The sequence below is a fragment of the Mycobacterium sp. genome (assembly GCF_035314665.1).
Taxonomy (GTDB): Bacteria; Actinomycetota; Actinomycetes; order Mycobacteriales; family Mycobacteriaceae; genus Mycobacterium.
The window spans coordinates 36,239-58,185 of record NZ_DATFZD010000410.1 but is presented as its reverse complement, the minus strand read 5'-3'; the positions used below and the strand labels follow the sequence as shown (position 1 = coordinate 58,185).

The following is a 21,947-nucleotide window of genomic DNA, read 5'->3' as shown; positions in this document are numbered from 1 at the left end:
TCCTCATCACTCGGCCGTGCGTCGTCGCCGACGGCCATGGCGCCACACTACCCAGCGGATCGCAAAACGAGAACACGTTGCAGTCAACCGGCCCGCTGGCCTCACTGCGGTCGCAGCACCAGCACCAAATTGCTCACCAGGAACTCACGTATCACCGGTATGCGCGTCAGCGACCATGCCCATCTGGGGTGATAGCGCGGGAACGCGGACAGCAATGCGCCGGTGCTCGCCGCCCAGTTCAGGCCGTCGGCAACCGACACCGCGAACAACGACGACCCGTAGTGGTTTTTGGCCGGGTGACCGTGTTTGCGGGCATAACGCGCAGCGGCCCGGGCGCCGCCCAGGTAGTGCGTCAGGCCCATCTCGTGGCCGCCGAACGGCCCGAGCCAGACCGTGTAGGACAGCACCGCGAGGCCGCCCGGCTTGGTGACCCTCAGCATCTCGCTGCCGAGCAGCCAAGGCCGCGGCACGTGTTCAGCGACATTCGACGACAGGCAGATGTCCACCGAGTCGTCGGCGAACGGTAGCGCCATGCCGGATGCCCGTACGAACGTGTGTGTTGCCCACGGCAAAGGCGTTGCGGCCGCGTGCATTTCGCTTGGGTCTGGTTCGACACCGATGTAGCGAACACCGGCATCGGCGAATGCGGCGGCGAAATAACCCGGGCCGCCGCCGACGTCGAGCAGCGTGCGACCAGCCGGAGACTCGCCATTGGCGCACCGCCACAGGTCGCTCACCATGGCCACGGTGTCGGTTGCCAGCGTGCGGTAGAACCGCGCCGGGTCCGGCTGCTCGTAGCGGAACTCTGACAACAGCCGCACCGATCGGCGCAGGGTCGCTCGCCGGGCAAACACACCAGTCACGGCCACCGGCCAACCCTACGGCCCGCTGGAATGATTGCTGGACTCCTCAGCCGCCGCTGCGCGGCGCGCATCGTCTCCAGCTAGGCTGACCCGATGTCTGGTGTGCGCTCGGTACTGCTGCTGAGCTGGCGCGACGTCGGGCACCCGCAGGGCGGGGGGAGTGAAACCTACCTGCAGCGCATCGGCGCCCAGCTAGCGGCGTCGGGGGTCTCCGTTACGTTGCGCACCGCCCGCTATCCCGGCGCGGCGCGGCGGGAAGTGATCGACGGTGTGCGGATCAGCCGCGCGGGCGGGCGGTACTCGGTCTACGTGTGGGCACTGCTGGCGATGGCGGCGGCGCGTCTGGGGGTGGGCCCGCTCCGGCGAGTCCGCCCGGATGTGGTGGTCGACACGCAGAACGGTTTGCCGTTTCTGGCCAGGCTGATCTACGGGCGGCGGGTCGCGGTCTTGGTGCACCACTGCCATCGTGAACAGTGGCCGGTGGCGGGCTGGGTGCTGGGTCGGCTGGGCTGGTTCATCGAGTCGCGGTTGTCACCGATGCTGCACCGACGCAATCAGTACGTCACGGTGTCGCTGCCGTCGGCTCGTGATCTGGTCGGCCTGGGTGTCGGCAACGAGCGAATCGCACTGGTGCGCAACGGTCTTGACGAAGCACCAGAGGCATCGCTGCGTGGTCCGCGGGCGGCCACCCCGCGGGTGTTGGTGTTGTCCCGGCTGGTGCCGCACAAGCAGATCGAGGACGCACTGGCTGCGGTGGCCCGGTTGCAGCCATCAATACCCGGGCTGCATCTCGACATCCTCGGCGGCGGGTGGTGGTGGCGGCGCCTGGTCGATTATGCGGCGCGCCTGGGCATCAGTGACGCGGTGACATTCCACGGCCATCTCGACGACGTCACGAAACACCATGTTATGCAACAGTCTTGGGTGCACGTGTTGCCATCCCGCAAAGAAGGTTGGGGTTTGGCCGTGGTCGAGGCGGCGCAGCATGCGGTACCAACGATCGGATACCGATCTTCCGGTGGACTGGCCGATTCGATCATCGACGGGGTGACCGGGGTGCTGGTCGACAGTCATGCCGAGTTGGTGAATCGGCTTCAGCAGTTACTGGATGACCCGGTGCTGCGTGATCAGCTCGGCGCCAAGGCGCAAGTGCGCAGCGCCGAATTCTCTTGGCCACAAAGCGCTGACGCGATGCGCACCGTGCTCGAGTCGGTGGTGGCCGGCGATCACGTCACCGGAGTGGTCGGGCGATGATGACAACGCCGGACGAGATCGATATCAAGCGGTGGGCATTTCGCGTCCGCCCGGAAACCGAACAGAACGAAACAGGTTGGCGGGCCTGGTATCCCGGTACGGGCTGGTCGGTGTCTGCACCCACCGAGGACGAAGCGCGAAAGCTGCTGCAAACGGAAGCCGAGCGCCGCCGCCAGGCCGGCCAGGATCCGTTTACAGACATTTATCGCAGCACTCCTGTTCACAAGGGGTAGTTTCGCGACACCTCACCTTGATCGGGCGCGCCCGCGCCAGCCGGTTACCGTCGTGCCGATGCCTCCGCCGATCAGCATCGCCAACCACACCAGGTGCGCGATCACCGCGAGCAGTCGACGATCGGCGGGCGCGCCTGCTGCTGCGCCGCCGACCCGATACAGCACTAGATCCCGCCCACGATAGGCCACCGGCAGCCGCTCGAAAGTCCTTGCAGCCAAGCCCATATCGCCGGGCGTGCCGGCCTCGACCACCAGCCATCCCACGCCGGCGCGGCGAAGCGCAACCGGATCGGCGCCCGCCAGCAGCAGCCGTTGCACCTGGTGCGCCCGGTTTCCCTCACCGGGAACCGTCACACCCGAGATGTTCAGATCGCCGGTAGTCAGTACGTCGGCGCGCACCCAGCGCGGCAGCGGATCCAGCACCGGCGCCGGCCCGGACCAGGCGAAGCGCCGCATCGTGTCGGCCGGCAACACGGCGACCGCTGCGGGATCGCGGTTGATCACCGCCGCGACGCTCGCCCAATCGGCCGGATAATGCACCGGCTCAACCTTTCCCGCGACGCCCCACGCCAGATCCGGAAGGGAGAGCGGCAGCGCGACACAGCACACCAGCGCGGTCACCGCGGGCCGCAACCAACGCCGCAACGTCAGCACCGTGCCCGCACCTGCCAACGCGTATCCGGGCATCGCCAGCGCGACCCACTTCTGCCCGTCGCGCAGAACGCCCAGACCGGGCGCGGCATTGACCACCTCGTGCAGCGCGGCCAGACCCGGCCCCGTCGCGAGTGCGGCGGGTACCAGCACGGACACCACCGCCAGCACCACCAACGGCACCACGGCCCGGCGTCGCAGCACGGTCGGCAGCCCGGTGGCCACCACGGCAAGCAGCACCGCTGCCGACACGACTGCGAAAAGTGTTGCTCGCGAAGTGGGTACGGCCTCGGCGTTCCAGATCCCACCCAGGCTGGCCAAGCTACCCAGCGTGCCGAGGCCGGGCTCGGCACGGGCGGCGAACGCGGCTACGTCCGGGGTCTGCGTCCAGATGCCGTCCCGCGATGACAGGCCCAGTGCCGCAGCCGTCAACCACGGCAGCGCCGCCAGCACGGCGCCACCGGCCAGGACGGCGGCGCACAGCCAGCGCGGACGGCCGGAGCCCGGTGCGACTATGCAGACCAATCCGACCGTCGCGGCGAGGATCAGCCCGGTCGGGGTCAGCCCGGCCAGCGCAATCCAGAACGCCAACCCGAAAAGCGGCCGCCAGACAGGCCGGTCGACTGATCGCAGTGCATACATGTTCGTCGCGACCCAGGGCAGGCAGCCGTAGCCGAGCAGCAGGCTCCAATGCCCCTGCAGCAGCCGCTCACCGACATACGGGTTCCAGATCGCCAGCGTGATCGCGACGAACTGACCGGCGGCACCGGCTTCTGGCAACACCATCGCGACCAGCCGGGCCGCGCCCCAACCGGCCAGCCACAGTCCCGCGACGAGCAACGCTTTCACCACGATGCCGCCATCGACGCAGTGCGACGCCCACGCGATGGCGAAATCCTGCGGCGTGGCCCGCGGGGCCGACATCAGTCCGAGGGCGCTATCGGTCAGATACGACCGCGGTGTGGACACCGCATCGCGGAGCAGCAAGTATCCGGGGCTGATCAGCGGCGCAACCACCAGCATCACCAACGCCAGTGCATACCCCGGACGAGACGACTGCAGAACCCAGCGGGGTACCGGCCTCACGCGGCCCGGCTAGGACGGGTCGGGTGGACCCGAAGTCGGCGGGCCTCCCGAACTCGGCGGACCCGCGCCCGGTGGCCCGGAATCTCGCTGTAGGTCCTTGGGCGGTGTTGGCAGCTTCTCGGTTTCGGCCTCAGCGCCGGATACCCGTTCGGGCGGCGGCTCGCCGCGACCGAAGAAGCCGTGGTCGGCGGTGTCCAGGCCGGGGTCGAGCAGCGCCGCCTCGGTCCGCAGGCTAAACGAGCCCAGCAGCAGTCCACCGATCAGCGCGACCACGCCGGACGCCGTGAAGCTGATCGGCAGCACCCGGGACCACAACGCCAACCGGTCGCGCTCGTTATGCGCGGCGTTCACCTGTGCCTCGACGGTCTCTTCGTTGGAGGTGACCTTGTACTCAGCCATCGTCATCTCTGGCTTTAACGGATCGCGAGCGAAGTAGTGATTGGCGTGGTCACTTTCTTTGACGATGGTCCCCGACTCCGGGTCCACCCAGAAGGTCCGCTGCGCCGCGTAGTAGCGGGTCATGGTGATCTTCTCGTCCGGATCGCCGGGCACGTCCCACATCGCCGCGCTCGCGGTCACCTTGCTGTCGTCGTCGTTGGCGTACAGCGACGGATACTTGATCGGCTCGGCCAGCTTGCCGTCGGCGTCATAGCCGACGTCCTGGATGAACTTGTAAGTGGTCAGCCCGTTGACGTCTTCTTCTCCGCTGTAGTTGGCATCGAAGGCCTTCTGCGCGATCGGGTCGAAATACGGATATGTCCGCTTCTCGGTGTGGAACGGGAATCGGTAGGACAATCCGTCGTGCGGCAACGCGATGTTGGTGGGCGGGTTGTCGTCGTTGAAGCCACGGGGTTTCTGGACGGCGCCACCGGGATGGGTGTCATCGGAGACCGCCATCGCGGTTTTCCGGTTCAGCGTGACGGTGTCGACGAGTGCTAGCAGCAGACCGGTGTCCTTTTGCTTGTCGCTGCGTCGAACCGAGCTGCCCACTTGGAGGGTGACGACGTCGGCGTTGGCGGGGGATTCGACGTCGATTTGCTGCTGGGATACCAGCGGCACGTTTTTGTTGACGACCAACTTCTGACTGTTCATCGACGCCGGGTCGAGCGCCGTCCCGGTGCCGTCACTGATCAACGTGGCATTCAGATCGAGCGGGATCTTGGCGATCCTGCTGGTGGTGTACGTCCAGAGCAGCAGCGCGGCGACGAGCAAGGCGGCTCCGAGTCCCATGATCCCGCACGCGGCCATCCGCAACATGACTGCTCGGCTCACGTTGCCGTGACCTCCTTCAGGTCTCATTCGGTTCGGGACCACTAACCCGCCCGTCGCGACCGCCCCGACCTGGGGCCAGCGAAGCAAAACTCGTTCGACCCTAACAGCAGAATCTAAGGTTGCGATTTAGGTGCCCAGGTGGGCAAACGGGGTGTACCCGATTTGTTCGTAGCCGATCACAGGCAGACTGTCGTCATGCGCGCCGGCGACGAGGTGGGTGGAACTCGCAGCTTCCTGCCCGCCGTGGAAGGAATGCGGGCATGCGCGGCCATCGGCGTCGTCGTCACCCACGTTGCATTCCAGACCGGGCACTCGACTGGCGTCGACGGTCGGTTGTTCGGTCGCTTCGATCTGGCGGTCGCGGTGTTCTTCGCGCTGTCGGGGTTTTTGTTGTGGCGCGGGCATGCCGCGACGGCACGCGGCCTCGGGTCACGCCCGTCGACCGGTCACTACCTGCGATCGCGGGTGGTGCGCATCATGCCGGCGTACGTGGTCGCCGTTGTCGTGATCTTGACCCTGCTGCCGGACGCCGATCACCCGAGCCTGACGGTGTGGCTGGCGAATCTCTCGCTTACCCAGGTGTACGTGCCGCTGACGTTGACGCACGGGTTGACCCAGATGTGGAGCCTGTCGGTAGAGGTCACCTTTTATCTGGCGTTGCCGATCCTTGCGCTGCTGGCGGCGCGGCTGCCGGTCCGCGCCCGGGTGCCGGCAATCGCGGGTCTTGGTGTCGCCAGCTGGTTTTGGGGCTGGATTCCGTTCGCCGCTCCGGCTGGCCTCAATCCGTTGAACTGGCCGCCGGCATTCTTCTCCTGGTTCGCCGCCGGGATGCTGCTCGCGGAGTGGGTGCACAGCCCTCTTGGGTGGCCGCATCGGCTGGCCCGACGCCGGACGCTGATGGCCGTCGTCGCGGTGGTGGCGTATCTGGTGGCCGCCTCACCGCTGGCCGGGCCCGCGGGGCTGGTCCCGAGCAGTGCCGCGCAGTTCACGGTGAAGACCGCGATGGGTGCGCTGGTGGCGGCGGGCCTGGTGGCGCCGCTGGTGCTGGACCGGCTCGACACCGGCCATCGGTTTTTGGGTACCCGGCCGATGGTGACGCTGGGTCGCTGGTCGTACGGGATCTTCATCTGGCATCTTGCGGCGCTGACCATGGTGTTCCCGGTGATCGGCGAATTCTCCTTCCGGGGCCGCATGCCAGAGGTGCTGGTGCTGACGCCGATCTTCGCGATCGCCATCGCCGCGGTGAGCTATGCGCTCGTCGAATCACCATGCCGAGAAGCATTGCGGCGCTGGGAATCTCGCAGAAGGCAACAGCCCGCGCCGGCGCCCGACGGCGCTGTCAGCCGGCGTCAGGAAGACGCAATCGCGCCATGATTTCGGCGCGGACCGCCGAGCGGCGGGCCTTGCCGGCGTCGTCACGCAGCGGGGTGTCGACGAACTCGACAGTGGCCGGCACCTTGTAGCCGGCGATCCGGTCGCGAAGAAACGCCTGCACCGTCTGCTCATCCAGCGGCGCCCCCGCTTGAACCAGTGCGTAGGGCACTTGGCCGAGATCCTGATGGGGCACACCAACAACCAGACAGGACAGCACATCCGGGTGCGCCGACAGGGCATTCTCGATCTCGGCCGGGTAGACGTTGCGGCCGCCGACGGTGAACATGTCGACTCGGCGATCGGACAGGAACAGGAACCCGTCCTCGTCGAAATGTCCCAAGTCGCCCAACGAGTCCCAGCCATCACGGGATTTCGCCGTCGTGCCGATGTACCGGTACGACGGCACGCTGCCCGGGTTGGGCCGCATGTAGATCTCGCCCACCACACCGGGCGCGCACGGGTTGCCGTCGTCATCGAGCACCTTCATCTCGCCCATGACCACCACACCTACCGATCCGGGATGCGTCAGCCATTGGTCGCCGGAGATGAAGGTCATCGCCTGAAATTCGGTGCCGCCGTACAGCTCCCAGACCTTTTCAGGGGCCAGCAGGTCGATCCAGGCCTGCTTGATGGCCGGTGGGCACGGCGCGCCTAGGTGCCAAAACCGCCGGATCGACGACAGGTCATAGGAATCCGGATCGGTGTGGTAGATCGGCAGCGCCCGCTGCATCATCGTCGGCACCGCGGTGACGAGCTGCGGGCGATGCTCGGTGATCAGCCGCAGGAACTCGTGTGGGTCGAACCGGCCCATCAGCACGAGGTGGTTGCGCATGATCAACGCGATCGCCGCGGCGGTGAAGCCGGTGGTGTGGGTCAGCGGCACCGGCACCAGCGCGATGTCGCCCTCCTGGTTACCCACGGCGTACCCCAGTGCCGGCCCGAGCCGACTGTCGCCGCCCGCCTCGATGAGCTTCGGACGGCCGGTGCTGCCGCCGGAGCCGATCGACCTCCAGCATGGTGACACCGCTTCCGGCAACGGGTCATCCAACAACGACGGGTCGGGGACGAAACCTTTAGGAACACTTGGTATTTCGGGGTGCGTTCGCCCCACGAGCAGCGCGCGTGGCCGCAGTTCCAGCAGGCCTTCGAACTCCGCGTCCGGCAGCCGCGCGGACAGCGGCTGCGGCACCGCGCCCAGCTTCCAGCACGCCACCATGGCCTGCACACACTCGACGGAGTTGGGCAGCGCGATGGTCACATAGTCGCCGACGCCGACGCCGCGCTCGGCGTAGGCGCGGGCCAGCCGGTTGGTCGAGCGATCGAGTTCGCCGCGGGTCAGCGTGCGCCCGTCGCAGGTAACCGCCGGCTCGTCGGGGGCGAGCGCGGCCAGCGCCGAAATCTGGGTGCCGATCGGCGGGACCGGCTGGGTCACGAGTAGGCGCCCTGTCGCTCAAAGATGCGCCGCGGGTTGTCCACGAGCATGGTGTGCAGCTGTTCGTCGGTCACGCCGCGTTCCTTCAATGCTGGGATCACGTCATTGTGGATGTGCAGGTAATGCCAGTTCGGCGCCATCTGCGGCACCAGATCCTCGGGCAGCGCGTCGAAGTAGCAATTGGCGTCGTGCGAGAGCACCATCCTGTCCGCGTGCCCGCGCTCGCACATCGTCGCCACGATGCCGACCCGCTCCTCGAACGATAACAGCACGTCGAGGCCGAAGCGGTCCATTCCGAGATAGGAACCGGGGGCGATGAGCTCCTCGAGGTAGCCGACGTCGGTGCTGTCACCCGAATGGCCGATGATCACCCGGCTCAGGTCGACGCCCTCTTCTTCGAAGATGCGCTGTTGCTCGAGCCCGCGCCGCAGCCCCGCGTGGGTGTGGGTGGAGATCGGCACCCCGGTGCGCTTGTGCGCCTGGGCCACCGCGCGCAGCACCCGTTCGACGCCGGGGGTGATGCCCGGCTCGTCGGTGGCGCACTTGAGGATCCCGGCCTTGATGCCGGTGTCGGCGATGCCCTGTTCGATGTCACGGACGAACATGTCCGTCATGATCTCCGGCCCGCCCAGCATCCCGCCCGGTCCCTCGTAATGGAACCGGAAGGGTATGTCGTTGTAGGTGTACAGGCCGGTCGCGACGACGATGTTCAGTTCGGTCTGCGCGGCGACGCGCGCGATGCGCGGAATGTAGCGACCCAGCCCGATGACGGTGAGGTCGACGATGGTGTCCACGCCGCGCGACTTGAGTTCGTTGAGCCGGGTGACGGCGTCGGCCACCCGGGCGTCTTCGTTGCCCCACGCTTCCGGGTAGTTCTGGGCAATCTCGGTAGTCATGATGAACACGTGCTCGTGCATGAGCGTGACGCCGATGTCTGCGGTATTGATTGGTCCTCGAGCGGTATTCAGTAGCGACATGGGGCCGATGTTAGGTGGTCTGCGGCTCGCGCATGACGGGCTTGGGTGAGACTGGGTCAGCCCGGCTTGCGAGCCTCGATCAGTACCCGCGAGGAGACGGTGACGAAGGCTCCCGCGGCCTCGATGTGCCGGTGCAGTTCCATCAGCTTGTCGCGGTACTTGGCGACAGTGAAGTCCGGGACAACCCAGTTCAGCTTGCGCAGAAAGTAGATCACCGCGCCGACATCGAAGAACTCGAGCTGTATCTGCTCGTGTCGCAGATCGACCACGTCCAGTCCGGCCGCGGCGATATCGGCGCTGACGGTATCCGGGTTCACCTGCCCACGGATCGGAACCCGAAGCGGTTGCCCGGTGAAGTGCTCAGTCAATGTGCGGAGGTATATGACGCCGACGTGCTGGGCAAAATAGGTACCGCCAGGTGCCAGCACCCGCGCGAAGTCGTCCCACCACACTTCGGACGGATGCCGGCTGGTCACCAGGTCGAATGCCGCGTCGGCGAAGGGCAGCGGCGGCTTCTCGCCAGTGGCGACCACGACCACTCCCAGTGGATGCAGCAGTCGGGTGGCCGGCGCGATGTTCGGCGGCCAGGGCTCGGTGGCAGCCATCGTCGGGGGAAAGGGGCCGGCCCCCGCCAAGACCTCACCGCCGCCGGTCCAGAGGTCCAACCCAGAAGTTGCCTGCGCCAGGCGTTTACGCAGCAGTCGTTGGTAACCCCACGACGGGCGCTGCTCGGTGCCCCGACCATCCAGCCAGGAGAAGTCCCACCCCGCGACCGATACCGAATCGGCCTCCGCGACCAGCTCGTCGAACGTGCGCGCCATCCGAATGCCCGGGTCAGAACGCGGCTTCGTCGAGGTCCATCAACGCGGTCGAGGTGCGGGCCAAGATGCCGCGTGTCGCGGTGATCTCCGGCAGCACGTTGGCGGCAAAGAACTGGGCCGCGGCGATCTTGCCCTCGTAGAAGGCCTGCTCTTTACCGGCCGCACCGGAATCCAGTGCCCGCAGCGCGATTTCAGCGTGGAAGAGCAGCTGCCAGCCGATGAGCAGATCGCCGACGGCCAGCAGATACCGCACCGAGCCGAGCCCGATCTTGTACAGCTCGGTCGGCGTTTCGGCCGACCCCAACAGATAACCGGTCAGGGTGGCCGTCATCGCCTGCACGTCCTCCAACGCGGTGCGCAGGTAGTCGCGGTCCACCTTCAGCCGTTGGTCGGCGACGTCGCTGTCGATGAACGACGTGATCTGCCCGGCGATGTGCGTCAGCGCCTCGCCCTGGTCACGCGCGATCTTTCGGAAGAAGAAGTCCTGCGCCTGGATGGCCGTGGTGCCCTCATACAGCGAGTCGATCTTGGCGTGGCGGATGTACTGCTCGATCGGGTAGTCCTGCAAAAAGCCGGAGCCGCCCAGGGTCTGCAGCGATTCGGTCAGGTGCTGGTAGGCCCGCTCGGAGCCCACGCCTTTGATGATCGGCCGCAGCAGGTCGTTCACGCGGGTTGCCATGTCTTCGTCAGCCCCTGAGACTGCCGCGGCGACAACGGGATCCTGATGAGCCGCGGTGTACAGGTAAATGGCGCGCAGTCCCTCGGCGTAGGCCTTCTGCGTGATCAGGGACCGCCGCACATCCGGGTGGCGGGTGATCGGCACCCGCGGTGCACCCTTGTCCAGCATCTTCGTCATGTCGGCACCCTGGATCCGCGTCTTGGCGTAGTCAAGGGCGTTGAGGTAGCCCGTCGACAACGTGCCGGACGATTTGATGCCGACCAGCATGCGGGCGTTTTCGATGACCTTGAACATCTGGGCGATGCCGTCGTGCTGGTCGCCGACCAGCCAGCCCTTGGCGGGGATGCCGTGAGCGCCGAAGGTCAGCTCGCACGTCGGGGATGCCTTGTATCCCATCTTGTGCTCGAGACCGGTGGCGAAAACGCCGTTGCGGCCGACGATCTCGAAGGTGTCCCAGTCGAACAGATGTTTCGGCACGACGAAGAGGCTCAGCCCCTTGGTGCCCGGTCGGGCGCTCGCGGGGCGGGCGAGGACCAGGTGCAGGATGTTCTCGACGGTGTCGCCGAGGTCGCCGCCGGAAATGAACCTCTTTACGCCTTCGATGTGCCAGGAGCCGTCCGGCTGGTCGATCGCTTTGGCGCGTCCGGCACCCACATCGGAGCCGGCATCGGGCTCGGTCAGCACCATCGTTGCCCCCCAACGGTTCTCGACCGCAGCCTGGGCTAACGCGCGCTGTTGTTCATTCCCGAGCTCGTAGAGGATGTCGGCCATCGCCGGGCCGGCGTAGTAGAAGAACAGCGCCGGGTTGGCGCAGATGATCATCTCCAGAATCGCCCACACGGTCGTCCTGGACACCGCGGTGCCACCGATCTCGGGGGCGACACCCAGCCGCCACCATTCCGCATCCCAGATCGCTTGCACCGTCGCACGGATCGGGTCCGGCACGGTGATGGTGTGCTAGTCCGGCAGAAACACCGGCGGCTCGCGGTCGGCGGCGACGAAGGATTCGGCGACCGGGCCTTGGGCGAAGCGGGCAACCTCGGCCAAAATCTCACGCGTGGTGGCGCTGTCGAGCTCGCCGACCGATCCTGAATCCAGGACGGGTCCCAACTCCAGCGCTTCGAACAGGTTGAACTCGATGTCGCGCAAATTCGCTTTGTAATGCCCCATGGATCCCTCCTTGGGTTGCAAGTATCTCCGGCTGTTGCCGTTTTCCGTGGCTATTTCCAATGTTTCGGACGTCGCGCCGTCTGTGGCGACGAAGCGGCCGAAACCCGCGGTCGCCTCGGGATCGAGTGCTCTGGCGTGTCGGCCATGTGCCGAACCTTGAAGAGTGACCTGGCTCACAGTAGAGTGACCAGTGGTCATCGACGCGAGGAGGACCGAATGCCGACGGTGACGTGGGCTCGCATTGACCCGGCGCGCCGCGCGGCGATCGTGGACGCCGCCGAGGCCGAGTTCTCAGCGCACGGCTTCTCGCGCGGCAGCCTGAACGTCATCGCCCGGCGCGCGGGGGTCGCCAAGGGCAGCCTGTTCCAGTACTTCGCGGACAAGCGCGATCTGTACGCGTTCATCGCCGACATTGCCAGCCAGCGGGTGCGGGCCTACATGGAGGACCGCATCCGCGAGCTCGACCCCAGCCGCCCGTTCTTCGACTTTCTGACCGACTGGCTCGACGCGTGGGTGGCCTACTTCGCCGACAATCCGCATGAACGCGCGCTACACGCCGCGGCGACTCTCGAAGTCGACACCGAAGCCCGGGTCAGCGTGCAGAACGTCATTCACCGCCACTACCTGGAGGTGCTGCGGCCGCTTGTCCGCGACGCGCACGTCCGCGGGGACCTGCGTGCGGATTCCGATACCGATGTGCTGATGTCGTTGCTGCTGATGATCTTTCCGCACCTGGCGCTGGCGCCGTATGTGCGCGGACTGGATCCGATCCTCGGACTCGACGAGCCCACGCCGGACCAACCGGCACTGGCGGTGCGCCGGCTCGTCGCGGTACTGGCTGCTGCATTTGCCCCGCTACCGCAAGCTCACCGGATTGACACAAAGGAGGTCACCACATGACACGGACACACACCGGCTCGATGGTTGCGGGCGGGCTCAACTGGGACAGCTTGCCGCTCAAGCTATTTGCCGGCGGCAATGCGAAGTTCTGGAACCCGGCCGACATCGACTTCTCCCGCGACCGCGCCGATTGGGAGCGGCTTACGGACGAGGAACGCCACTACGCCACCCGACTCTGCGCCGAGTTCATCGCCGGCGAAGAAGCCGTGACCGAGGACATTCAGCCGTTCATGTATGCGATGCGGGCCGAAGGCCGGCTGGGCGACGAGATGTACCTGACGCAGTTTGCGTTCGAGGAAGCCAAGCACGTCCAGGTGTTCCGGATGTGGCTCGACGCCGTCGGCATCACCGACGACCTGCACAGCTACCTGGACGACATCCCTACCTACCGCACGATTTTCTACGAGGAGTTGCCGGACTGCCTCAACGCGCTGAGGGTCGATCCCTCGCCGGCCGCGCAGGTCCGGGCGTCCGTAACGTACAACCACATGGTCGAAGGCATGCTGGCGCTGACCGGCTACTACGCCTGGCACAAGATTTGCGTGGAACGCGGCATTCTTCCCGGCATGCAGGAGCTGGTCCGGCGGATCGGTGACGACGAGCGACGCCACATGGCATGGGGCACGTTCACCTGCCGGCGCCACGTCGCCGCCGACGATGCCAACTGGGGCGTCTTCGAAACGCGCATGAACGAGCTCATGCCGCTCGGGCTGCGCCTCATCGAAGAAGGCTTCGCGCTATACGACCCGATGCCATTCGACATTTCGACGGACGAGTTCATGCAGTACGCGTCCGACAAGGGGATGCGGCGGCTCGGCACGATCAGCAGCGCCCGCGGTCGTCCGGTCGCCGAGATCGACCTCGACTACTCGCCGGTGCAGCTGGAGGACACCTTCGCCGACGAGGACGAGAAGGCGCTGGCGGCCGTCTAGCCCACCCACACCGTCTTGGCGTTGCAGAACGCACGGATGCCCAGCCCTGCCAGCTCGCGGCCATAGCCCGACCGCTTGACGCCGCCAAACCCTAGCTCGGGGTAAGACACCGTCATCCCGTTGATGAAGACCTGGCCGGCCTCGATGTCGTCGATGAACCGCGCTTGCTCGGCTTCGTCGTTGGTCCAGGCGTTGGAGCCGAGCCCGAATGTGGTGGCGTTGGCGATCTCGATGGCCTCGTCGATGCCCGAGGCGCGATACATCGAGGCGACCGGGCCAAAGACCTCTTCGGTATAGAGCGCCATGTCCTTGGTGATGTCGGTGACCACCGTGGGCGGGTAGAACCAGCCCGGCCGCTCCGGGGTCTTGCCGCCGAGGCGGACCTTCGCACCCGCGGCGACGGCATCGTCGACCTGCTTGGCGATTTCGTCGCGGCCCGACTCGGTGGCCAGCGGACCCACGTCGGTGTCCGGGTCGGTCGGGTCGCCGACCTTCAGTGCCTTCATCTTGTCGATGAACTTGTCGACGAACGCGTCGTAGATGTCGGTGTGCACGATGAACCGCTTTGCGGCGATACAGGACTGGCCGTTGTTCTGCACCCGCGCGGTGACCGCTGTTTTGACGGCCTCGTCGAGGTCGACGGACGGCATCACGATGAACGGGTCGCTGCCGCCGAGCTCCATCACGGTGGGTTTGATCTCGTCGCCGCAAATAGCGGCGACCGATTGCCCGGCGGGTTCGCTGCCGGTCAGCGTGGCCGCCTTGACCCGGGGGTCCCGCAGGATGGCCTCGACGGCGCTGGACGACACGAGCAGAGTCTGGAAGCAGCCCTCCGGAAAACCACCGCGGGTGATGACGTCGGACAGATACAGCGCCGACTGCGGCACATTGGAGGCGTGTTTGAGCAGGCCGACGTTGCCTGCCATCAGCGCGGGCGCGGCGAACCGGACGGCCTGCCACAGCGGGAAGTTCCACGGCATCACGGCCAGGATCACACCTAGCGGTTGGTAGCGGGTGTAGGCCCGCTTCGCGCCGACCTTGGAAGCCTCGGCGGGCTCGTCGGCCAGCAGCTTCTCGGCGTTCTCAGCGTAGTAGCGAAAACCTGTGGCGCACTTGATTGCTTCGGCCTTGGCCGATTTGAGGGTCTTGCCCATTTCGAGGGTCATCATCGCCCCGACCTCGTCGGCTTCCTTCTCCAAGAGGTCCGCGGTGGCTTTCGCCCACTCGGCGCGCTGAGCGAACGTGGTGGAGTGGTGGTAGTCGAGGAACCGCTCGTGGGCACGGGCGATTGCCGCCTCGACCTCGTCGTCTGTTGCAGGGGTGAAGGTCTTGACCGTCTCGCCGGTGGCCGGGTTGATCGTGGCGATGGACACGCTGACATCCTTCGGTGGGTAGGTTTGCAAAACGTCCGGTGTCCAGCCTGCCACTCCGGCTTTCGCGCCACTGCTCAAGCCGGCAGTTTCCTAACTTTCACGCTTTCCCGCCGTGGTCGGATGCGATTTTCGTCAAGCGAGCGCAGTGAGGTTGTTGTCGACCCAGCCGTTGGTGCCGGGTGCGATGTAGAGCTCGTGCAGGTCGCCGTCGACGCCGATGAAGTTGACGTGCTGGCTGCTGTCGCTGCCCCAGTAGCCGTGCAGCTCCCGGTCACCAACGACAGGGTCGACCGCATTCGCCATTTTCGTCAGGTCGTTGTCGACCCAGCCGGAGCCGGCGGCCCCGGGGGTGGCATAGAGCTCGTGCACATGCCCGTCGACGCCGAAGAAATTGACGTGACGGCTGTTAGGGCTGCCCTCATAGACGTCCAGCGCCGTCCCGAGGTTCGGCGCGACGGCGTGCACCACGTGCGTCAGGTTGTGGTCGGTCCAGCCTGCGCCCGGATAGGTGTAAATCTCGTGGAGGCCCCCGTCGTTGCCGATGTAGTACAGGTGCTGGCCGTTCTCGTCGTCCCAGAAGCCGGCAAGCGCGGTATTCACGTTGGGCGTACTTTGTGCCCCAGCCGTGAGTGCGCTGAGGTCGTTGTCGGACCAGCCGTTGGTTCCGGGTGCGATGTACAGCTCGTGGACGTGGTCGTCGATGCCGATGAAGAAGACGTGCTGGCTGCTGTCGCTGCCCCAGTAGCTGACCAACGCTGTTTCCGGGTGCGGCTGCACCGCAATGGCCAGCGCGGTCAGATCGTTGTCGGTCCAGTCGGTTGGGCTGGCACCCGAAGCCCGGTAGAGCTCGTGAATGTGGTTGTCCGAGCCGAGGTAGTTGACGTGCTGGCTGTTGTCGGTGCCCCAGTAAGCGTTGAATGCCCTGCTGACCTTGGGCACAATTCCACCGGCCAATGATGTCAGGTCCTCCCATAGCCAGCCGGGTGCGCCCTTAAAGATTCGGAGCTGGTACACGTGGTTGTCGGTGCCGGCTCCGTTGTAAAAGACGTGCACACTGTCATCGCCGTGCCAGTAACCGCTCAGGCTCGATTGAAGAGAGGGCGATTGAGCGGTGGCCAATTTGGTCAGGTCGTTGTCCACCCAGTTGGTGCCGGGTGCGATGTAGAGCTCGTGAACGTGGCCGTCGAGACCGGTGAAGTTGACGTGCTGGCTGTTGTCGCTTCCCCAATAGCCGGTGAGGCTGCTGCCTGTTTCAGGCTTGATCGCGGTCATGTCGTTGCCTTCCATCGTCTGGTCTGACGTGCTCGCGTCCATTGCGCCTCCTTGACGGCGGAGGCAGCAAGGTCGCGGTCCGCTCAGCGGACCGGATTCGCGTCGGCTGCTCGGGTGGGCGCACCCGGAGCTGAGGCCGGCGCTTGGCCGCGCTACCTTCTAACCGGTCGTGGCCGCAGGAGGTGATGGGTGACTACCGCCGCCCAGTTGATGGTGAAATGCCTGGAGAACGAGGGCGTTGACGTGATCTTCGGGATACCGGGCGAGGAGAACATTCGCTTCGTGCAGGCGCTGGCCTCGTCGAACATTCGCTATGTGCTCACCCGCCACGAGCAGGCGGCGTCGTTCATGGCCGAGATGTACGGGCGGGTCACTGGACGCGCGGGGGTGGTGTCGGCCACCCTCGGCCCGGGCGCCATCAACATGCAGCTCGGCGTGGCCGATGCCACCACGAACAGCACTCCGATGGTCGCGATCTCGGCGCAGGTCGGCCAGAATCGCCAGTTCAAGGAGTCGCACCAATACGTCGACCTGGTGTCGATGTTCGCCCCCATCACCCGCTGGGCCGCCGGCATCCCGACCGTGCATGCCATACCGGAGATGTTCCGCAAGGCGTTCAAAGTCGCCGAGACCGAACGCCCGGCCGCGGTCTACCTCGCCGTACCGGAGCACATTGATGCTGATGAGGCCGATTACGACCTGACACCGTTGCCGCGCAACGTTGTCCGCGCCGACGCGCCGGCGCCCGGTCAGGTGGCACGCGCCATCGACATTCTGCGCAAGGCACAGCGGCCGGTGATGCTGGCCGGCCACGGCGCCGCCCGCAGCGACGCCACCGCGGCCGTGGTCCGGTTCTCCGAAGCACTCGGGGTCCCGGTAGCCAACACGTTCCACGGCAAGGGCGTCATGCCCGACGACCACCCCAACAGCATCGGGACCCTGGGGTTCATGCGACACGACTACGTCAACTTCGGGTTCGACAATGCCGACGTCGTGATTGCGGTCGGCTATGAGCTGCAGGAATTCGATCCGGTCCGGATCAACCCCAATGCCGACAAGAAGATCATCCATATTCACCGTTTCCCCGCCGAGGTCGACGCGCACTATTCCGTTAGCGTTGGGATTATCGGCGACATCAGTGACTCTTTGAACGTACTCACCAACGCACTCGCCGGCCACACCTACGACGCTGACCCGGAGATACCCGGTTCGGGTCTGCTTGCCGAGGAATTCGCTCGGGGGCAACAGGATTCGCGCTATCCGCTGGCGCCCCAGCGGATAGTCGCCGACACCCGCGCTGCGCTGGGCCGCGGCGACATCGTCCTGGTCGACACCGGCGCCACCAAGATGTGGATGGCCCGCCTCTATCCGACCTTTGAGCCGAACACTTGCCTGGTCTCAAACGGCTTGTCCACCATGAGTTTTGCATTACCCGGAGCTCTCGGCGTCAAGTTGGCACGGCCCGAGTCGAAGGTGCTGGCCGTGGTCGGCGACGGGGCGTTTCTGATGAACTCTCAGGAGATCGAGACCGCGGTTCGTGAGCGGATACCGCTCGTTGTATTGATCTGGGAGGACGGCGGTTACGGCCTCATCGAGTGGAAGATGGATCTCGAGCTCGGTGAGCACCATTACGTGAAGTTCGGCAACCCGGACATCGTGAGTTACGCGGAAAGCTTCGGCGCCAAGGGCTATCGAATCAAGAGCGCCGACGAGCTGTTGCCTACGCTGAAGGCGGCGCTGAACGACGACGGCGTTTCGCTGATCTGCTGTCCGGTCGATTACTCCGAAAACCTGCGGTTGACCGACCGGCTCGGCGAGCTCGACGAGACGTTGTAGTCGGCCGGCACTAGTCGGTCGCCGCTTTCGGCAGTGAAGTAGGCCGCAGGTAGCCGTCTTCCAGCGTGCGATGCCACCACGCGTGATCACGCCGCAACTCGGCCGCGGTGGTGAAGCGGTATCGGTAGAGCTGAGCTCGCACGTATCGGGGCGGGGACGCCGGGAACGGATTGTGGCGCAGCAATCGCAGCGTCGCCGGATCATTCTGCAAGAGTCGCAACACAAATGGTCGAAGCCACGGATAGGCGTACTGCGGCGAGATGGCGGCGAACCACATCAGCCAATCCAGCCGCAGGTGATACGGCGCCCATTGCGCCGGCAGTCGGCGCACCGCTCCGGGTTTGCCCTTGAACTCGTATTCCTTCCACACCGTTTGGTCGGTGACCTCGGGCTCGTCGGTGCCTTCGATCACGACCTCCCGGCGGGTTCGGCCGATGGTGCCGAACGCCCCGTACGTGTTGATCAGGTGAATTGGGTTGAATGACATGTTCATCCGTTGCCGGCGCGAGATCATGTTGCGCACCGGGTAGTAGGTCAGCATCACGGTCAGCACTGAGAACACGATCACCAGGGCGGCGAACCACGGTGGATCTCCGACCAGCGCCGGCCGCGTGGGGATCGGCAGTACGGCCGCCGCCGACGACGTGTCGATCGCGCTGCAGCCCAGCAGGATCGTCAACCAGTTGAGCCAGGCGAAGTTGCCGGAGATCACCAGCCACAGCTGGGTGATCACGACGATCGCTCCGGCGATGCTGGCCACCGGCTGCGGGGCGAACAGTCCGAACGGGACGATGAGCTGCGCGAAATGGTTTCCAACGACTTCGACCCGATGCAGGGGCTTGGGTAGATGATGGAAGAACCAGCTCAGCGGACCCGGCATCGGTTGGGTTTCGTGGTGGTAGTACAGGCAAGTCAGGTCACGCCAGCACGAGTCACCGCGGAGCTTGATCAGTCCCGCACCGAACTCGAGCCGGAACAGCAGCAAGCGCGCCAGCCACATCGCCAGCAGCGGTGGCGCCACCTTGTCATTGCCGAGGAAGATTGCCAGAAAACCGGTCTCCAGCAATAGCGACTCCCAGCCGAACGAGTACCACGTCTGGCCGACGTTGACGATCGATAGGTACAGCAACCAGAGCAGCAGCCACACCAACACCGCGGCCCACAGTGGCAGCGCGCCCGCCAAGCCCAGGGCCATCGCCGCCGATAACGTCGCACCCAGCCAGGCGACGGCCGCAAAGAACCGGTCGGAATAGTGGACGTGGAAGATGCTCGGCGCTTGTCGGAAGGATCGCCGGGCCAGATAGCGCGGCACCGGCAGCAGCCCGTGCTCCCCGATCAGCGCCCGGAACTGTCGTGCGGCCGCGACGAACGCGAAAACATAGACGACCGCGATGCCGCGCTCGAGTATCAGCCTGCCCAGCCAATACTCGGGTGCGTTAAACCATCCCATGTCCGTACTCCTCGGACGGTGGACGTCGGTACTCATCCTCCCGCGTGCACAGCCGGCCCGGGTGAAAACCGCCCGTCAGGAGTCGGCTTTGAGGACCACCGGAACTTTTATGTCGTCTCGGACGAGCTCACCTGGAAAGCACGGGGACACCCCGGTGATCGTCGGTGGATATCCATTGTGCTCAGCCGACACGATTTGGAGACTGTACCCATCCGGCGCATAACCGAATCGGTTCGGTTTCCCGAACCCATCGCGTTCACGCACGTACCAGCCCCAACCCTGCCAGATTTCACCGGCCTTCGCGATCATCGCGTCCAGATCGGTGTCGGGCGGCAAGACCGCGTCGCGGATATCGGAGAATTCGTTCGGCGGGACGCCGGTCGGCTCGTCATTGCAGGGCGTATTGCCCGAACCCGCGTAGCGGGAGCGATCGAAAACCGTTCCCGCCGGCAACGCTTGGAGGGTCTTCTTCAGATACCCGAGCACGGTGTCCTGGGCTTGTTGCTGGCTGGTCGGGACGACGGGTTGCACCTTCCAACCCGGCGGCGGTGGCGGGGCAGGTGCCATGGGAAGTCCTCCAATGATCGTGGTTCCTGACGGTGTGGGCGGTGCGGGCGGACCATGCCGGGCACAGGCTGCGACGAGCACCACGACCGCGACGACGCCGATCCGCGTTGCTGCGGAGGTGCCGGCCTTCATCTCATCACCTCGGCCTGACGATCTGCGGGGGCGCAACCCCGGCGATGACGGCGCCCATGTTGGCCAGTGCAACGTTGCGTTGATCCCAGTAGCTGCTGTGAGCCTCGATGGTCAGCAGGCCGAGGATGCCGGGTGGCTCGAGGTCGGCGGCCAACCCACGGGCACCGAAATTCGGCGCGGTCGGATCGGGTCCCAGTGTCCATTCGGTGACCACGCCGGCCATCCCGATGATGTCGTTAGCCGCCCGCATCGCATACACCTGCGCGCCCGGTTCCAGGCTGAGGCCATCGGCGGCGCCCACCAGCATGCCGGGGCTGCCAACCGCGATGACGTTGTCGGCGTCGAGGTGATGTCCGCCCGACGCGGCCGCGCCGATCAGCGTCGAGCCGTAGCTGTGGCCGATGACGGTGTCGATTGACGCCTTTCCGACGTGTGAGGCGCGCAGCCCGCTTTCGAACGCGTCCAAGCCGTCGGCGCCCGCGCGAGCGGGATCGGGGAAGGCCGCGTGGCTCAACTCCATTGGACGGTCATAGCCCATCCACGTCGTTATCGAGACATCTTTCGGGCCAAGCGTCTTGTCCGCGGCACGCGCCGCGTTGTACATCGCTACCGCTCTCGCGTCGCTGAACGGCAGCCGGGCCAGGTCCTGGCCGGTGCCGGGTACGAATATGCCGTTGCGTGTGGCGTAGTCCGGGTTCCAGATGGCCACGGCGCCATGGCCCGTGTCATCGAGGAATCCCAAGTAACGGCTCACCCCATCGCTGCGGTCCAAGTCGGCACGCACCGCTTGATATCCCGCCAGGTTGTGTCGAGCCGCCGCCAGCTGTGATTGCAGCGCATACAGCGCGCCGTCGTCGACATTGTGGTCGGCCATCATCTGGTCAACGCTGTGCTGCAACCGGTCGACGCCGGCTTCGGTCTGCTGCGCAAGCTCGAGCAGGTGCAGCCGGTTGTAGTGGTCCTTCCCCAGATGATCCGTTGGGTCCCATGGCATCCCGGCGTGGTTGCCGATGTTGTGGTCTTGGCTGTAGAGCCAGTCCTTTTCCTCCAGGGTGAGCTGATTCCACAACTCGTTGAACTTCTTCGGATCATCGGGCAGCGGCTCGGACAGCGCAAGCGAGATGTGCGGCCGATTGTCATGCGGTCCCGGCGGAATGGGTATGTCGCCGTCGGCCATATTGATCGTGGTCGCCAGCTCCGCATCAATTGCGTTGGCCTGCTCGAGGATTGCGTTCAGCCGTGGCTGCAGCTGCATTTCGGCGATCAGCGCTTCTATCGGCGGACCGTTGAATGTCGCGCTCGGCACCACCTTGTTGGTCAGCCGGTCGATCGTCATCTGCAGTTCGGCGGCATCGTGACGCAGCAGGCGCAATTCGGATTGCACGTGCTCGATCGCGTCGGCGGCTTTGCCCGCCGCACGGGCGACCGCCAGTGACTCGTTGCCGTGTGCGTCGAGGTCTTGGCGGATTGCGGCGTTGGCGTGCCTTCTGGCCTCGGCGGTCGCACCCTCCCAGGTGTCGAATACCGTCAGCGAGCCGAGTTGGCGGGAGGCCTCCAAGGTGGCTTGCGCGCGTGCGCCGGCCGCGTGGAACACCTCTCGCACAGCCTCGGCGCTCCACCGATCAATATCGGCCACCGGCAACGTCACATGTTATGCCGTAACAGCATTGAGG

Annotated in this window: 17 protein-coding genes and 1 pseudogene; 6 read left to right on the top strand and 12 right to left on the bottom strand. The window is 65.7% G+C overall.

Annotated features, from left to right (window positions below):
* Positions 1-101: 101 nt before the first annotated feature.
* A complete protein-coding gene (locus tag VKI00_RS29325; RefSeq protein WP_324444486.1) occupies positions 102-869 on the bottom strand; it encodes a class I SAM-dependent methyltransferase in 768 nt (255 codons plus the stop codon).
* Positions 870-956: 87 nt separating this feature from the next.
* Here VKI00_RS29325 and VKI00_RS29320 point away from each other — a divergent pair, with 87 nt between their 5' ends.
* Positions 957-2,117: a glycosyltransferase family 4 protein gene (locus VKI00_RS29320; protein WP_324444484.1), complete on the top strand. Its 1,161-nt coding sequence runs from the start codon at positions 957-959 to the stop codon at positions 2,115-2,117.
* Positions 2,117-2,350 carry a hypothetical protein gene (locus VKI00_RS29315; protein WP_324444482.1) on the top strand — a complete coding sequence of 78 codons (234 nt, stop codon included), beginning with the start codon at positions 2,117-2,119 and terminating at the stop codon, positions 2,348-2,350. Before VKI00_RS29320 ends, VKI00_RS29315 begins: the two co-directional genes overlap by 1 nt.
* 12 nt (positions 2,351-2,362) lie before the next feature.
* Here VKI00_RS29315 and VKI00_RS29310 read toward each other — a convergent pair whose 3' ends face one another.
* A complete protein-coding gene (locus VKI00_RS29310) occupies positions 2,363-4,063 on the bottom strand; it encodes a hypothetical protein (protein WP_414687328.1) in 1,701 nt (566 codons plus the stop codon).
* A 33-nt stretch (positions 4,064-4,096) separates the two neighbouring features.
* On the bottom strand, positions 4,097-5,359 hold the full coding sequence (locus VKI00_RS29305) for a DUF3068 domain-containing protein (RefSeq protein WP_324444480.1): 1,263 nt from the start codon (positions 5,357-5,359) through the stop codon (positions 4,097-4,099).
* Positions 5,360-5,554: 195 nt separating this feature from the next.
* Here VKI00_RS29305 and VKI00_RS29300 point away from each other — a divergent pair, with 195 nt between their 5' ends.
* The gene (locus tag VKI00_RS29300) at positions 5,555-6,733 is read left to right on the top strand and encodes an acyltransferase (protein ID WP_324444478.1); all 1,179 of its coding nucleotides are present in this window, start codon (positions 5,555-5,557) and stop codon (positions 6,731-6,733) included.
* Here the strand turns inward: VKI00_RS29300 and VKI00_RS29295 are convergent.
* From VKI00_RS29295 to VKI00_RS29280, 4 genes and pseudogenes are all read right to left on the bottom strand, one after another.
* The gene (locus VKI00_RS29295; RefSeq protein ID WP_324444476.1) at positions 6,699-8,165 is read right to left on the bottom strand and encodes an AMP-binding protein; all 1,467 of its coding nucleotides are present in this window, start codon (positions 8,163-8,165) and stop codon (positions 6,699-6,701) included. The two genes, VKI00_RS29300 and VKI00_RS29295, sit on opposite strands and share 35 nt — an antisense overlap.
* Positions 8,162-9,142: a phosphotriesterase-related protein gene (locus VKI00_RS29290; protein ID WP_324444474.1), complete on the bottom strand. Its 981-nt coding sequence runs from the start codon at positions 9,140-9,142 to the stop codon at positions 8,162-8,164. Before VKI00_RS29290 ends, VKI00_RS29295 begins: the two co-directional genes overlap by 4 nt.
* A 56-nt stretch (positions 9,143-9,198) precedes the next feature.
* Positions 9,199-9,963, bottom strand: coding sequence for a methyltransferase domain-containing protein (locus VKI00_RS29285; RefSeq protein ID WP_324444472.1), 765 nt, complete (start codon positions 9,961-9,963; stop codon positions 9,199-9,201).
* 13 nt (positions 9,964-9,976) lie between these two features.
* A pseudogene (locus VKI00_RS29280) lies at positions 9,977-11,812 on the bottom strand (acyl-CoA dehydrogenase).
* Between the two features lie 216 nt (positions 11,813-12,028).
* On the opposite strand from VKI00_RS29280, the gene VKI00_RS29275 reads away from it, so the two are divergent.
* Both VKI00_RS29275 and VKI00_RS29270 read left to right on the top strand, forming a co-directional pair.
* Positions 12,029-12,712, top strand: coding sequence for a TetR/AcrR family transcriptional regulator (locus VKI00_RS29275; protein ID WP_324444470.1), 684 nt, complete (start codon positions 12,029-12,031; stop codon positions 12,710-12,712).
* Positions 12,709-13,644, top strand: coding sequence for a R2-like ligand-binding oxidase (locus tag VKI00_RS29270; RefSeq protein ID WP_324444468.1), 936 nt, complete (start codon positions 12,709-12,711; stop codon positions 13,642-13,644). Before VKI00_RS29275 ends, VKI00_RS29270 begins: the two co-directional genes overlap by 4 nt.
* Here the strand turns inward: VKI00_RS29270 and VKI00_RS29265 are convergent.
* Positions 13,641-15,017 carry an NADP-dependent succinic semialdehyde dehydrogenase gene (locus tag VKI00_RS29265; protein ID WP_324444467.1) on the bottom strand — a complete coding sequence of 459 codons (1,377 nt, stop codon included), beginning with the start codon at positions 15,015-15,017 and terminating at the stop codon, positions 13,641-13,643. The two genes, VKI00_RS29270 and VKI00_RS29265, sit on opposite strands and share 4 nt — an antisense overlap.
* Positions 15,018-15,149: 132 nt before the next feature.
* Positions 15,150-16,331, bottom strand: coding sequence for a hypothetical protein (locus tag VKI00_RS29260; protein WP_324444465.1), 1,182 nt, complete (start codon positions 16,329-16,331; stop codon positions 15,150-15,152).
* Between the two features lie 147 nt (positions 16,332-16,478).
* On the opposite strand from VKI00_RS29260, the gene VKI00_RS29255 reads away from it, so the two are divergent.
* Complete coding sequence (locus VKI00_RS29255; RefSeq protein WP_324444463.1) at positions 16,479-18,125, top strand: acetolactate synthase large subunit; 1,647 nt, start codon at positions 16,479-16,481, stop codon at positions 18,123-18,125.
* A gap of 10 nt (positions 18,126-18,135) precedes the next feature.
* Here VKI00_RS29255 and VKI00_RS29250 read toward each other — a convergent pair whose 3' ends face one another.
* The 3 genes from VKI00_RS29250 to VKI00_RS29240 form a co-directional block, all read right to left on the bottom strand.
* Positions 18,136-19,575: a lipase maturation factor family protein gene (locus tag VKI00_RS29250; RefSeq protein WP_324444461.1), complete on the bottom strand. Its 1,440-nt coding sequence runs from the start codon at positions 19,573-19,575 to the stop codon at positions 18,136-18,138.
* Positions 19,576-19,650: 75 nt separating this feature from the next.
* A complete protein-coding gene (locus VKI00_RS29245; RefSeq protein WP_324444459.1) occupies positions 19,651-20,274 on the bottom strand; it encodes a hypothetical protein in 624 nt (207 codons plus the stop codon).
* 4 nt (positions 20,275-20,278) lie between these two features.
* Positions 20,279-21,922: an alpha/beta hydrolase gene (locus VKI00_RS29240; RefSeq protein WP_324444457.1), complete on the bottom strand. Its 1,644-nt coding sequence runs from the start codon at positions 21,920-21,922 to the stop codon at positions 20,279-20,281.
* Positions 21,923-21,947 lie beyond the last annotated feature (25 nt).